Source organism: Vulcanococcus sp. (genome assembly GCF_044369115.1).
GTDB lineage: Bacteria > Cyanobacteriota > Cyanobacteriia > PCC-6307 > Cyanobiaceae > Vulcanococcus.
Map to the genome: position 1 here is coordinate 1 of NZ_JBIPMN010000069.1, position 12,468 is coordinate 12,468.

Sequence of the window (12,468 nt, forward strand, 5' to 3'; positions counted from 1 at the left end):
GCCATCGGCGCACTGTTCCCGATGCAGCAGGTGGCCTACCCGGCCGGCTTCTACCTCTCTGAAATCGCCATCCAGCGGCAGCACGGTGAGGGCTGGCTGAATGTGAAGGCCGGCATCCTGCCGATCAATCCCGATTTTGTGGAAGTGCCGGTGCTCGGCAACTACGTGCACTCGGCCTTGAACAACACCCTCAACATCACGGTGGCCGGCCTGCCGATCAACCCCTACACCGCCTTTGGCGGTGTGGTGACGGCCCACGCCAGCCCGGAGCTGAGCCTGCGCTACGGCCTGTTTGATCTCAGCAGCACAGACAGCCTCTCCCGCTGGCTCGGCCTGAGCGATGGCGGCATCGGGCCCAACAGTGGTGTGGCGCAGTTTCTACAGGTGGATCTCCAGCCCAGCGCGATGAACGCCCAGCCCTTGCCGGCCTGCCGCACCGCGTGGGGTGTGGTGCGCTGGAGCCAGCGGCGCGGCCCCTGCCCGGAGCCGGTGAGCGTGGAGAACCAACTCCCCAATGGCCTGCTCAGCCTCGGTGGCTTTCTCACCAGCGAGAACGGCAACGGGGTGTATGGAAGCGTGACCGTGCCTGCCGGGTTGCCCCTGGGGCTCAGCGATCGCCTCTGGCTCGGCGCCTCCTATGCACCTGATGCGTCCAAAGTGCTCGCTCCCACCTTTGTGGGCGGCGGCCTGGTGGTGCAAGGGCCCCTGCCCGGGCGCCCCTTGGATCTCGCTCTCCTGGGCCTGGGCCGCGGCGGGCTGAGCAACCAACTCAGCAGCAGCGCCTACGAAGGCATGCTCGAACTGGGCTATCGCATTCAGATCAACCAAAGCCTCAATCTGCAACCCTCGCTGCAGTGGATCTTCAACCCCAGCGGCGCCGAGCAACCCGTGCCCGGGATCCTGGCGGCCGGGATGCAGATCCAGCTGATCTTTTAACTGCTGAGGCGCCCGGAAGCCATCGCCTGCAGCAGCTGGCCATGGTCGTGTTCCACCTGATCGGCGTAGGCGAGGGCATCGGTGCTTAAGGCGCGATCGATCGCTTTCTGCCCCTCCAGCGCCGCGGCCAGGCGGAAACGATCACCGGAGCGGGCATGGGCCCGAGCCAGCACCGACGCGCACAAGCGGCCATAGGCCTTGAGCGCCTCAGGCTTCATCACCTCCACCGCCAACGAAGCCTTCCAGTCCCGCAGCTGCCGCCAATACACGTGGTGGTGGCCCGGCGTGGTGGTCCAGCCGAGGAAGGGATCACTCACGCATTGGAGCAGCCGTTGCCCCTCCACCACCCGTTGGCCCTGGTGCTGCTTGGCACTGGCTTGCCGTTGCCCAAGCGGTTCCGCAAGGGCCGAGGCCAGAGCCTGTTTGCTTTGCAGCAGCAGCAGATCGTCGGGATGAGGACCCTTCAGCAGAGCGATGCTGCAGCGGGTGCCCACCGATCCCACGCCCACGGCTTTGTAAGCCGTATCGAGGATGCGGAAGCCGCGGATCAAATGACGCCGATGGGCCTGCACGCTGCTCAGATATCCCTCCAGCAACACCTCCAGCGCATGATCGTGATCGGGCTGGGCGAAGAAGCTCGGATCCACCTGCCGGTGGCGCCAGAGCAACGGCGGCTCGTGGCGCAGCTGCCAGCCGCCATCGGCCCTGCATTCGCCGTAACGCGCCACCGCCTGGCTGCCGCTGCGCCGCCGCGCCGAGGCGGCTGCCGTTCGCAGGTGTTGGCGAAAGGAACCGCTGCACTGTTCCTCCACAAACTGCTCCACGTGCAGCAGGGTGCTCCACAGCTCCAGCGTGGGCATCGCCGCAAAGCCGGCGATCGCCTTGCGGTAGGTCGACGCCACCTTGCGCACCAGTGTTCCCTGGTCCTCAAGGTCGAGGCCCAACGGCCGGGCCACCAGCACCAGGCTCACCAGCAGGCGTTTGAGATCCCATTCCCAGGGCCCCGGGAACGTCTCATCGAAGTCGTTGATGTCGAACACCAACGTGCGCTCCGGTGAGGCATAGAAGCCGAAATTGAGCAGATGGGCATCGCCGCAGAGCTGCACGCTCAAGCCGCTGTTGGGCATCGCGCCCAAGTCGCGCGCCATCACAGCGGCCGTGCCCCGGAACCAGGCGAAGGGGCTCTTGGCCATGCGCCGGTGGCGCTCAGCGATCAACCAGGGCAGACGGTTGGCGTTTTGCTGCTCCAGCAGATCCAATGGATCCGGACGCTGGGCAGAGGGCTGCCAGATTTCCAGACAGGCCTCCAGGCTTGCCATCTCGTGCCACAAAGCTCCCTAGTCACCAGATAGCAGCCAGATTGAGGCGGTGGTGGATCCGCACTGATCTCTTCCCAACGTCTCACCGACTTCTTCATGGGCCTTTCATTCCGGGAGCTTCAGGCGCAACTGCAACCCGACTGGGGCTGTGAGCACAACGGCGATGGCGGCCAGTTCGATGTGCTGGTGGTGCCCTCGCTCTCGATGGAACAGGCTCTGATGGCCCTGGTCACCGGAGCGCATCACTACGAGGAACGGCAGCTGTTTTCGCTGATGCGGCTGCGCGATCCCGGTGTGCGCGCCATCTACGTGACCAGCAAGTTGCTGCCGGAGTTGGTGGTGGATGCGGTGCTCGAGCTGATGCCGGGCGTACCCACCTCCCACGCTCGCCGGCGCCTGCACCTGTTCGACACCGACGACGCCTCCAACCGACCCCTCACCGCCAAGCTGCTGGAGCGCCCCGCGCTGCTCGGCCGCATCCGCGATCTGCTGCGCCCAGGCCGCAGCTTCATCAGCTGTTTTGTGGTGACCGAGCTGGAAAAACGCCTCTCGGAGGTGTTGCAGGTGCCGCTGCTCGGCACCGATCCGGCCCTGGGCTATTGGGGGAGCAAAGCCGGCAGCCGCGCCCTGTTCGCGCGCTGCGGCGTACCCCATCCCCCCGGCAGCGACCTCGCCTTCAACCTGCCAGACCTGGCGGAAGCCACGGCCGAGCTGTGGGAAGCGCACCCTGAGCTGCGCCGCTGTGTGGTGAAGCTGAATGAAGGGATCAGCGGCGAAGGCAATGCCTGCCTGGAGCTGGCACCGCTGCAGCTGGCCGAGCTCAGTAGCCGCGAGCGGCGGCAGCGAATCCGAGCGGCGCTGGAGCACGTGCCGATGCCAGCGGCGCTCTGGCAGGAGCTGCTGGCGCAGCAAGGGGCCCTGGTGGAAGCCTGGCTGGAGGGAGGTGAGGCCCTCAGTTCCCCCAGCGTGCAAGGCACCATCCACCCCGGTGGCCGGGTGGAGCTGCTCTCCACCCATGAGCAGATCCTGGGGGGCGTTGGCGGGCAGACATACCTCGGCTGCCGCTTCCCCGCCGAGGAGCCCTACCGGCTGGAGCTGATGCGCCACGGCCAGGCAGTGGGGGAGGCCCTGGCCGCCGAAGGGGCACTGGAGCGCTACGCCGTGGATTTCATCGCTCGCCGCATCGATGCCAGCTGGGATCTGCAGGCGATCGAAGTGAACCTGCGCCAGGGAGGCACCACGCATCCCACGATGGCCCTGCGGGCAATCACCACCGGTCGGCTGGATCCAGCCACCGGCCTGTTCATGGCACCCACCGGCCAGGCGGTGTACTACAGCGCCACCGACAACCTCACCGCGCCGCAACTGCGGGGTTTGCTGCCAGCGGATCTGATCGACATCGTGGCCGAAGCCGACCTGCACTACGACCCAGCCCGGCTGCGGGGCAGCGTGTTTCACCTGCTGGGCTGCCTCTCGGAATACGGCAAGCTCGGCATGACCTGCTTTGGCCGCAGCGCCGAGGAAGCCGAAGCGGTGTATCGCGCCACGGCCGATGGACTGATCACCCGGGCCAGCCAGCTGCAGGCTCAGCTCTGAGCCGGAATGACCAACACCGGCAGCCGCGCCTGGGTGAGCACCCGCTGGGTTTCACTGCCGATCAACAATCCCGCCAGGCCGCGGCGGCCATGGGAGGCCATGGCGATCAGATCGCAACCCAGGCGTTCCGCGGCCTCGAGGATGGCCTCGTGCACCAGCGGGCTCACGCAGGTGTCGCTGCTGGCCTCCACCCCTGCGGCCCTGGCCTGATCGAGGGCCTTCTCGAGAATCGTGGCCGCGAAGCTGGCATTTGCCTGCCTGAACTGCTCGCTCAGGGCTGGATCCAGCACCAAGCCCTCGCCGTAGATCGCCACATCCACCCGGCCGTAGTAGCTCGGCTGCACGTGGAAGAACGTCACCCGCGCGCCGCTCTGCTTGGCCAACGCCAACGCAGCACGCACGGCCTGATCGGAGAGCTCGGAGCCGTCGATCGGCACCAGCAGATGACGAACCATGGCAACCCCAGCGCAACCTCTACCAAAACGCTAGGTACTAAACAGCGATCCAACCCGCCAGATGGGAAGCCGCCTGGGAGCGCACCAGCGCCCGCGCCGCCGGCAGGGCGGGATCCAGGCGATCGGAGCTGAACGGCGGCAGATTGCGGCTGCGCAGCCAGGCGCCCCAGCGGAATTCATGGAAGGGGATCAGCGGAGCAGCGGCCACCAGGCCCTCGCGCTTGAGCTTCCACACGAGACTCCTGTAGGGATCGTCCTGGGTACCGCTGAGGCTCGAGGGCAGCGCAGTGGGGTGGAGCGGACCGAGGCCGCGGCCGTCATAGAGGTAAAGCCAGCCGCGTTGATGCAGCTGCTCGAGCACCGCGTGGCGCTCGGACACATCCAGCTGCAGCACCACATAACCAAAGGCGGTGGCACTGGGGTCGAGCTCGAGCAAGGCCCGCAGCCGGTGATGGCGATCCACCATCCACAGCTCGCCGGAGGCACTGCGCACCAGCGGCGTGGGCTTGCGCTTGAGATAGCGGCGCCGCTCTTTGGCATCGTCGGCGGCGAAATCGAGCTGGCGGCTGCGGATCTCAGCCATGCCCACACACAGCTGGGTGGGCTGCAGCGCCTGCAACGGCACCTCCAGCAGATCCAGCTCATCGCCGGTGGGTGCCGGCAACGGTTGAAAAGGGGGCAACCGCAACGCCATGCGTCGACCTTAAGCCGATTTACCAGGCTGTGGCTCAGTGGCTGCCTGGTGCTGCTGCTCTGGCTGGGCTGGGCCCTTCCTGCTCGGGCCGCTGAGGCCTGCGCGCCGATGGATCCCCGGGGAGTGGCGCAGCTGTTTGATCAGTGGAACAGCGCCCTGCGCAGCGGCGATCCCGATCAGGTGGTGTCGCTCTACAGCGACGACGCCCTGCTGCTGCCCACCCTCTCGAGCCAGCCCCGCACCAGCCCCGCCGGAATCCGCGATTACTTCACGGGCTTCCTGGCCGGTGAGCCCCAGGGGCACATCGACAGCCGCAGCATCCAACTGAGCTGCAACGAAGCCATGGCCGCCGGCACCTACAGCTTCCGCTTTGCCGATGTTCATCAGGTGCAAGCCCGCTACACGTTTGTGTATGTGTTCAATGAGGGACGCTGGCAGATTCAGCACCACCATTCCTCGCTGATGCCCGGCGCTTAGGCGCTCTGGCTGAGCTGGGCAGGGCGCGGTTCGCTGGAGCTCTTGTAGCGGCAAGCATCCTGGTGTTCACGTACCGTGCAGCCATACATCTCCAGGAAGAGATCGCGATCAGCCAGCGATCCGGTGAGACCGCAATCGAGGTAGTGCTGGCGCAGCGGAGTCCACGGCCGGCTGTGCATCTGGCCATGCAATTTCTGCAAGCGAAAGCGGCGCAAGGCCTTCAGGGGAGCTTCGCCGCAGTGGGCATGGCAGAGGTTCTGCAGGGTGCGCACACTCACGTGGCAATGGCGAGCCAGATCCGCCATACGCAGCGCACTGGCGTAGTGCTCAGCCACATAAGCCGCCAGCTCAGCCATCACGCCTGCATCCTCCGTGGAGGCCGCAAGCATGAGGGAGCGAGGAGCCATTCAGCCGGCGGGGAGTTCGCTATCCGGTGCAACCTACGCAGTTGAGCGGCTCTAAGCGGTTAAGAACAACACAAGATTGCGCGTTATACCGAATCCGCATGAATGACCAGAGCCAGCACAACCCAGCAGCTAAAGTTCAAAGCCTGATGCCATCAAAGATCGGCATCGTGGCAAAACCCAGAGATGCTGGCACTGGATTGGGCCCTGCCGGCAGGGCCTGCACCGAGAACATGTAGGTGTCGGCCTGGAAAGGGTTGTTCCAGGGCTTGAGGGCCACCGTGATCGTCTGCCCCGGCTGCGGAGGCTGAGGGAACTGCACTGTGACGCGGCGGGCCTGAGGATCAAACGAAGCCTGCACCGGAACCGCCGCTCCCTCCCGGCGCGGCAACCCCACGAACGCCTGGGTGCGAGCCGGAGCGAACTGGAAGGTGCGGTCTACCCCGCGGGTCTGCTGGATCACCAGGCCGCCCAACCCCGCTCCGGCCTGATCCGGCAGGGTGATCGTGAAGTAGTAGGTGGCGGCCGTCTGCCCCACATAGGTGTAGTAGTTCGTGAAGGCCACCTTCCAGGGGGGCCTGGCAAACCAGGTCTGACCATCGAGCTCGAGGGCTTGAGCGGGCGCAGCCACCAACTGCACGGCCACAACGGGCGCAGCCAGCAGAGCGGGCACGATCCAGAGGTTTGCCATCCAACCAACAGCAGCCTGGGCGCAACGTAGCGGCGGTTCAGGCCGTTGATAGTGTCAGGAGGCTTGTCTGCAGGATCGATGAACCGAGCTGAACTCGACGCCATCGATCTGATGCTGCGCGACCTCAATACGCGCCACGACGAAATCCGCCACCGCGCTGCCTTCCGCGGCTGCACCCGGGAGCTGCTCACCCTGCAAGAGGAGCTGGTGCGCTATCTGATGGCGAAGCGCGAAGGCCACAACCTGCGCTGATCCTCAGGCCGCCTGCAAAAACGGCTGTGGGTTTTGATCACGGCGGTGTTGCCGAGGCAATTCAGGCCCCTGCTGATCACCGGCCAGCGCAGCGGTGGCCTCCAGGGCACTGCGCATCCGCCGGGCGGCATGCAGGCTCATGTCACGCGGCACGCTGATGCGATCGCGCCAGTAGCGCAGCCCCGCCGCCGTGCCCGGCGGCGGGGCTAGCAGGGGAAGATCAGGGTCGCGCAACAGATTGGTGAGCGCGCAACGCAGGGCCTGATCCAGGGCAAGGCCAGCGGCGGCACTGCGGGCTGCACCTTCCGGGTTCACCTCCAACAATCGATGGCGGTGGCGGAGCATGCGGGCAAGCGCGTCATGAACGGCCGTGGCCGGGGGGCTCTGGCGGGTCTCAACCACAGCCGGGTGGGCGATGGCATCGATGGGCCAGGGGCCCTGATCGATCAGGTGCGCCACCCGCTGCTGCTCGGCACTACCGCTAGCCAGACAGCAACCCATCTGGGGAGGGAGGTCGTGGGCGTGGGTGTGAATGTCGCTCTGGGTGCCCAAGTAGGTGCTGCGCTGCTCCAGGGCGGCAAACCAGCGATCAATCGCCGGGTGCTGCGTGCGCAGGCCGTATCCCTTGTAGTAACTGAGCGAAGCATTCATCCGCTCGAGATAGGGCACATAGATCACATCGGCCGTGCCGAAGTGCTCCCGGAAAAAGGGGCCCGCAGTGGCCTCAAGCGCCTCCTCCACCAGGAAGGCCATGCGCGCGAAGTGCTGTTGCGCTGGCGCCGACTGCGGCCCTTCGCCTTCGCTGTAGCAAAGCCACTGGCACCAAGCGCGAAAGAGGCGCCGCTCCAGCTGGCGCAGCGCAAACACATCGGGATCCTGCATCCCCTCGCCAAGGGGTCCGAACGCCTCCTCAAGTGCCTGCAGGATCAGGTCGCTTTCGGTGATCAGATGACCATCGAGCTCGAGGGCAGGCAACATCCCGGAGGGAACGATCTGCTTAAACCAGCGTTCCTTCTCGCCGTAGCAGAACATGGTCACCTTCCGGACCCGGTAGGGGATCCGCTTCTCCTCCAACCACAGCCACACCTTCTGGCAGTAGGGGCACCAGGCGTGGTGGTCGCGGTACAGGGTGACGCGCACCTCGGATTCCGACCGACCAAACAGGCGCAGGCGAGCCTGAGCATTCGTGGGGCCTTCCACCCGCCGCTGCTGCAGCTCAGCCTCACTGCAGGGATCGCATTGCTCCTCGAGCTGCTGCCAGCTCAGGGGCGCAGCCATAGCTATCGATGGGGCGAGTGGATGCATGGATCCAGCATCGCTCAGACCAGCCGTGCGCCGCGGGAGGGCTGAGTTGCTGAGATTGAGGCAACGGCATTGTTCTGATGCAGTTGCCTCAATCACAAGATCTCGAGAACACAGTGGATGGCTACATTGATCAGGCGCTGATCACCCGGCCATGGAGCACCTCGCCGAGTATTTCAAAGTGTTCTCAGAGCCGAATCGCTTGGCCGTACTGGAAGCCCTGCGCAACGGGCCGCTCAATGTCACCGCCGTGGTCGACAAAACCGGCCTGAGCCAGGCACTGGTGTCGAAGCACCTGAAGTTGCTCACCATCGCCGGCGTGGTGCAACGGCGTCCCCAGGGCTCGCTGGTGTTTTACGAGGTAAACGACAAGGCCGTGTTCAAAGTGGTTGCCCAGGCCGAGAAACTGATGCTCGCCTCACGCCGCCAACAACTCGACGCCCTGGCAGCCATTCTCTGAGTGTCGGCTCACGCCTGAAGGCGCGTCGAGTAACGGCAAAGGCCTGCATGGTTGCCGGCTACCGATGGCCTGAACAGCCTGGAGAGACCGGTGCTGCTGCCGTGATCCCTCCCCAAACAGACGACCGGCATGCTCGGCCATCCCGTGGCCGAAAACCCGATCGATCGGATGTTCGACGCGGTGTACGCCCACCACGGCCTGCATTGGCAGTTCTGGAAGAACAACATCGCCTCCGAGCAGGACCTCGCCAAGGCGATCGCCGCCCTCCAACCACCGGCCGTGGCCGAGGCGCTCGGAGGGTGAAACCAACGGCACACCACCCAGAAAAACAAAACCAGCTTATGCGTCAATCGTCATACTGTTACGCTTGAGCAGTAGCTGTTGGCCATCCGCCTCCCTCCGGCATGAGTGAGTATTTCGACCTCGTGGTGATCGGCGCCGGCTCCGGCGGCCTGGCCGCCGCCAAGCGCGCCGCGAGCTATGGCGCTCGAGTGGCGATCGTGGAAGGGGATCGCGTGGGCGGCACCTGCGTGATCCGCGGCTGCGTGCCCAAAAAATTGATGGTGTACGGCTCGGCCATGCGCCATCACCTCCACGATGCCGTCAGCTACGGCTGGAGCGTGGGGGATATCTCCCACAACAGCGCCGTGCTGCTGCAACGGGTGCGCGCCGAGGTGGATCGGCTCAACCAACTGCACATCGGCTTCCTCGAGAATGCCGGGGTGCAACTTGTGCGGGGCTGGGGGCGTTTCGCCGATGCGAACACGGTGAGCGTGGTGGATCCAAGCGGATCCGAACTGCAGCGTCTGCGGGCCGAGCGGATCCTGATCGCCGTGGGCGGCCGCCCCCATCGCCCCGAGATCCCCGGTGCCGAGCTGGGCTGGGTGAGCGACGACATGTTCAACCTCGAGCGGCTACCCGAGCGGGTGGTGGTGGTGGGCGCCGGCTTCATCGCCTGCGAATTCGCCTGCATCCTCAATGGCCTTGGCGTGCAGGTGACCCAGCTGGTGCGTGGCGATCACCTGCTGCGCGGTTTCGATCTCGAATCGAGCCGCACTGTGCAGGAGGCGATGGAAGCCGATGGGATCGACATCCGCCTTACCCACAGTCCTGCCTCAATCGAGGGCACGCCGGGGGATCTCACGGTGATCACCCAGAGCGGCGAACGACTGCCCTGCAACGGTGTGTTGCTAGCCACCGGCCGCCGGCCCTTTCTACAAGGGCTGAATCTGGAAGCCGCCGGCGTGGCAATCGAAAGCCATCGCATCCCGGTGAACGCCGATCAGGCAACCAATGTCTCCCATATCTACGCCGTGGGTGATGTGACCGATCGGGTGAACCTCACGCCTGTGGCCGTGGATGAGGGCCGTGCCCTGGCCGACACCATCTGGGGCCGCAAACCCCGCCAGGTGGATCACGAACTGATTGCCAGCGCCGTGTTCTCCCAGCCGGAACTCTCCGGTGTGGGTCTCACCGAAGAAGCCGCGATCGAGCGCTACGGGGCCGATGGCGTGAAGGTACACCGGGCCCGCTTCCGGCCGATGAGCCAGGCGCTACCGGCACGCGACCCGAAGGTGCTGCTGAAGCTGGTGGTGGAGCTGGCCAGCGGCAAGGTGGTGGGCTGCCACATGGTGGGCGAGCACGCCGCCGAGATCATTCAGATGGCGGCGATCGCCATCGGCATGGGCGCCAGCAAGGCCGACTTCGACCGCACCATGGCCCTGCATCCCACCGTGGCGGAAGAGTTCGTCACCATGCCGAACTGAAGCAGCGCCGTCGCTGATGCCTGTCTCCTCGCCCCGGACCGTCCTGATCAGCGGCGCCAGCCGCGGCATCGGCCGCGCCATCGCCGAGCGGCTGCTCGCCGATGGTCACCGCCTCAGCCTTGGCGTGCGCAACATGGCGGCACTGCAGGGCACTGCCCTGGATCACCCCAACGTGCTTCTGCACCCCTACAACGCCGAAGATCCCGCTTCGGCCGAAGCCTGGGTGATGGCGAGCGCGCGCCAGTTCGGCACGATCGACTCCCTCATCCACAGCGCCGGCGTGTTCTCCCGCGTGCCGCTGCTGTTCGAAAACGGACAGGAAGACGAAATCCAGCAGCTCTGGGATGTGAACGTGATGGGTCCGTGGTGGCTCACCCGAGCCGCTTGGCCCCAACTCGCCGCCCACGGCTGCGGACGGATCGTGGTGCTGGTGTCGATGAGCGGCAAGCGCTCCAAAGGCCGCCTGGCCGGTTACACAGCCAGCAAGTTCGCCCTGATGGGCCTCTGCCAGACCATGCGCAACGAGGGCTGGGAGCAGGGCATCCGCGTGACGGCGATCTGCCCCAGCTGGGTGAACACCGACATGGCCGCCGCCGTGAATGCCATGCCAAAAGAGGCGATGAGCCAACCGGGCGACATCGCCGCGCTCACCGCGCAGCTGCTGGAGCTGCCCAACAGCTGCGTGCCGTTTGAGCTGGCGGTGAGCTGCAGCCTGGAGACGTGAGCCCCGCCGCTCAGCTATAGCCAAGCACCGGCTTGAGCAACAGGATCACCACCGGGAACGCCATGAACAGCACCGAGAGCGGCATGGCGAGGAACAGCGCCTTGCGGTGGTGGCGATAGGCGGTGATCACACACCACCCCGCCAAAGGAAAGAACAACAGAATCGCCGTGATCAGACCCGGTGAATACAGGCCGGTGCGCAAGGCCGGCAGCACGTGAAATCCCACGGCATTCACCAACATCAAGCCCGGCAGTAGCAAAGCCGCCGCTGGCACCTGCCAACCCACACCACCTGCCAGCAAACCGAACGGAATCACCCCGAAGCCATTGGTGATGTAGAAGTCGCCCCAGGTCACGGGTAGGCCCAGCACCTGCTCCGCCCAGGGCTTCCAGCCCAGGTCGTATTCCTCGATCACGTGGAGCCCGTAGGCCACCAGACAGAGCCAGAAGATGGCCTTGCCCAACGGCGAGCCTGGATCGAAGCGCTCGTTCATGGCGACAAATCAACGAAAAGACAGAAGTGATCAGCACTGGCGCGGCGGAATGCCGTAGCGCTGGCGCAGCTCCTCCACGGGCACAGCAGCGTCGGCGAACAGGTCCCAATCGCCGATCAGGTTGTGGTTCACCTGCAGACCGCGCTCCACCCCCTGGAACAACACCTCGGGTTCGAGGTCGTGCTGATGGTCGCCGGTTTCAATCGGCACCACCGAGCGGCCCAGCTGGAATTCCGCCAGCACCAGCAGGATCGAGAAGAAGGGATCGCTGTCGCGGCTCATGCCCGCCTGAAAGCCGGCCACCCCGCCTTCTTCGGCGGGCGTGGTTCCGTAGCCACCCAGCACATGCATGCAGTCGTGACGGGCGATCGGCGGCGGCGGACCACCCGGTTCCCCCGGCACCGAAAAGCCATTGCTGGAGATGAACTGGATGTAGGCGTGCCCCAGGGTCCCCTCCGGCAGGTCGCCGAGGGCGCGGTAGCGGGCGGCCAGGGCAGGATCGCTCTGCTTGAGGGCATAGCGGGCAAGCTCCATGGCCGCCTCAAGCCGGCCGCGGCCCAGGAAGTCACGCACCGCCCCGGCCAGGAAGCCACGGCGCGCCATGTCTAGCCGCACCAGGCCCATGCGCTCATGCACCAGGTTGGCATAGGTGTTAACCACCTCCTCGCCCACGCCCAGAGCTCTGGCGGCGCGGCGCAGGTAGGCGAGGCGCTCGTCGTTGAGCGCGCCATCCATCAGGGCCACCACGGTCATGCCGCGCAGGATGCGGGCTCGCCAGATCGGATCGCTCAGCTGCTCAGCCAACGCTTCCGGGCTGAGCGGAGCGAGCGTGTCGAGATCGATCTGAGGGTGGTGGGCCAGGTGATCGCGGATCGCTTCGATCGTGCGGCGTTCAGCAG

Annotated in this window: 16 protein-coding genes; 8 read left to right on the plus strand and 8 right to left on the minus strand. The window is 65.7% G+C overall.

The window, feature by feature from the left end; all coding sequences use genetic code 11:
- Positions 1–936 (plus strand): carbohydrate porin (locus tag ACIQ2E_RS06915; RefSeq protein WP_398328071.1); only part of this gene is annotated, 936 nt, incomplete at its 5' end.
- On the opposite strand, the gene ACIQ2E_RS06920 is transcribed toward ACIQ2E_RS06915, so the two are convergent.
- Complete coding sequence (locus ACIQ2E_RS06920; protein ID WP_398328074.1) at positions 933–2,255, minus strand: DUF2252 domain-containing protein; 1,323 nt, start codon at positions 2,253–2,255, stop codon at positions 933–935. The genes ACIQ2E_RS06915 and ACIQ2E_RS06920 overlap by 4 nt on opposite strands.
- A 96-nt stretch (positions 2,256–2,351) precedes the next feature.
- On the opposite strand from ACIQ2E_RS06920, the gene ACIQ2E_RS06925 reads away from it, so the two are divergent.
- A complete protein-coding gene (locus ACIQ2E_RS06925) occupies positions 2,352–3,851 on the plus strand; it encodes a peptide ligase PGM1-related protein (RefSeq protein ID WP_398328077.1) in 1,500 nt (499 codons plus the stop codon).
- On the opposite strand, the gene ACIQ2E_RS06930 is transcribed toward ACIQ2E_RS06925, so the two are convergent.
- Positions 3,842–4,306: a universal stress protein gene (locus tag ACIQ2E_RS06930; protein WP_398328080.1), complete on the minus strand. Its 465-nt coding sequence runs from the start codon at positions 4,304–4,306 to the stop codon at positions 3,842–3,844. The genes ACIQ2E_RS06925 and ACIQ2E_RS06930 overlap by 10 nt on opposite strands.
- A 37-nt stretch (positions 4,307–4,343) precedes the next feature.
- Complete coding sequence (locus ACIQ2E_RS06935) at positions 4,344–5,000, minus strand: ParB-like protein (RefSeq protein WP_398328083.1); 657 nt, start codon at positions 4,998–5,000, stop codon at positions 4,344–4,346.
- Positions 5,001–5,048: 48 nt separating this feature from the next.
- On the opposite strand from ACIQ2E_RS06935, the gene ACIQ2E_RS06940 reads away from it, so the two are divergent.
- Positions 5,049–5,477 (plus strand): SgcJ/EcaC family oxidoreductase, encoded by a 429-nt coding sequence (locus tag ACIQ2E_RS06940; protein ID WP_398328086.1) that lies wholly within the window; start codon positions 5,049–5,051, stop codon positions 5,475–5,477.
- Here the strand turns inward: ACIQ2E_RS06940 and ACIQ2E_RS06945 are convergent.
- Together ACIQ2E_RS06945 and ACIQ2E_RS06950 are read right to left on the minus strand one after the other, a co-directional pair.
- The gene (locus tag ACIQ2E_RS06945) at positions 5,474–5,884 is read right to left on the minus strand and encodes an AraC family transcriptional regulator (protein WP_398328089.1); all 411 of its coding nucleotides are present in this window, start codon (positions 5,882–5,884) and stop codon (positions 5,474–5,476) included. The genes ACIQ2E_RS06940 and ACIQ2E_RS06945 overlap by 4 nt on opposite strands.
- A 136-nt stretch (positions 5,885–6,020) precedes the next feature.
- Positions 6,021–6,572, minus strand: a complete 552-nt coding sequence (locus tag ACIQ2E_RS06950) for a DUF2808 domain-containing protein (RefSeq protein ID WP_398328092.1) — start codon at positions 6,570–6,572, stop codon at positions 6,021–6,023.
- Between the two features lie 78 nt (positions 6,573–6,650).
- Between ACIQ2E_RS06950 and ACIQ2E_RS06955 the strand changes: the two genes are divergently transcribed.
- Entirely contained in the window at positions 6,651–6,824 is a 174-nt protein-coding gene (locus ACIQ2E_RS06955) for a hypothetical protein (protein ID WP_296367879.1), read from the plus strand.
- A 3-nt stretch (positions 6,825–6,827) separates the two neighbouring features.
- Here ACIQ2E_RS06955 and ACIQ2E_RS06960 read toward each other — a convergent pair whose 3' ends face one another.
- Positions 6,828–8,102 carry a glutathione S-transferase family protein gene (locus tag ACIQ2E_RS06960; protein WP_398328096.1) on the minus strand — a complete coding sequence of 425 codons (1,275 nt, stop codon included), beginning with the start codon at positions 8,100–8,102 and terminating at the stop codon, positions 6,828–6,830.
- 178 nt (positions 8,103–8,280) lie between these two features.
- Between ACIQ2E_RS06960 and ACIQ2E_RS06965 the strand changes: the two genes are divergently transcribed.
- The 4 genes from ACIQ2E_RS06965 (at position 8,281) to ACIQ2E_RS06980 (ending at position 11,076) form a co-directional block, all read left to right on the plus strand.
- Positions 8,281–8,586 carry an ArsR/SmtB family transcription factor gene (locus tag ACIQ2E_RS06965; protein ID WP_398328099.1) on the plus strand — a complete coding sequence of 102 codons (306 nt, stop codon included), beginning with the start codon at positions 8,281–8,283 and terminating at the stop codon, positions 8,584–8,586.
- 129 nt (positions 8,587–8,715) lie between these two features.
- A complete protein-coding gene (locus ACIQ2E_RS06970; protein ID WP_398328102.1) occupies positions 8,716–8,889 on the plus strand; it encodes a hypothetical protein in 174 nt (57 codons plus the stop codon).
- Positions 8,890–8,990: 101 nt separating this feature from the next.
- Positions 8,991–10,352 carry a glutathione-disulfide reductase gene (gene gorA / locus ACIQ2E_RS06975; RefSeq protein WP_398328105.1) on the plus strand — a complete coding sequence of 454 codons (1,362 nt, stop codon included), beginning with the start codon at positions 8,991–8,993 and terminating at the stop codon, positions 10,350–10,352.
- A gap of 16 nt (positions 10,353–10,368) precedes the next feature.
- A complete protein-coding gene (locus ACIQ2E_RS06980) occupies positions 10,369–11,076 on the plus strand; it encodes an SDR family NAD(P)-dependent oxidoreductase (protein WP_398328108.1) in 708 nt (235 codons plus the stop codon).
- Between the two features lie 10 nt (positions 11,077–11,086).
- Here the strand turns inward: ACIQ2E_RS06980 and ACIQ2E_RS06985 are convergent, their stop codons facing one another.
- Positions 11,087–11,569: an HXXEE domain-containing protein gene (locus ACIQ2E_RS06985; protein WP_398328111.1), complete on the minus strand. Its 483-nt coding sequence runs from the start codon at positions 11,567–11,569 to the stop codon at positions 11,087–11,089.
- Positions 11,570–11,599: 30 nt separating this feature from the next.
- Positions 11,600–12,468 (minus strand): hypothetical protein (locus ACIQ2E_RS06990; RefSeq protein WP_398328114.1); only part of this gene is annotated, 869 nt, incomplete at its 5' end.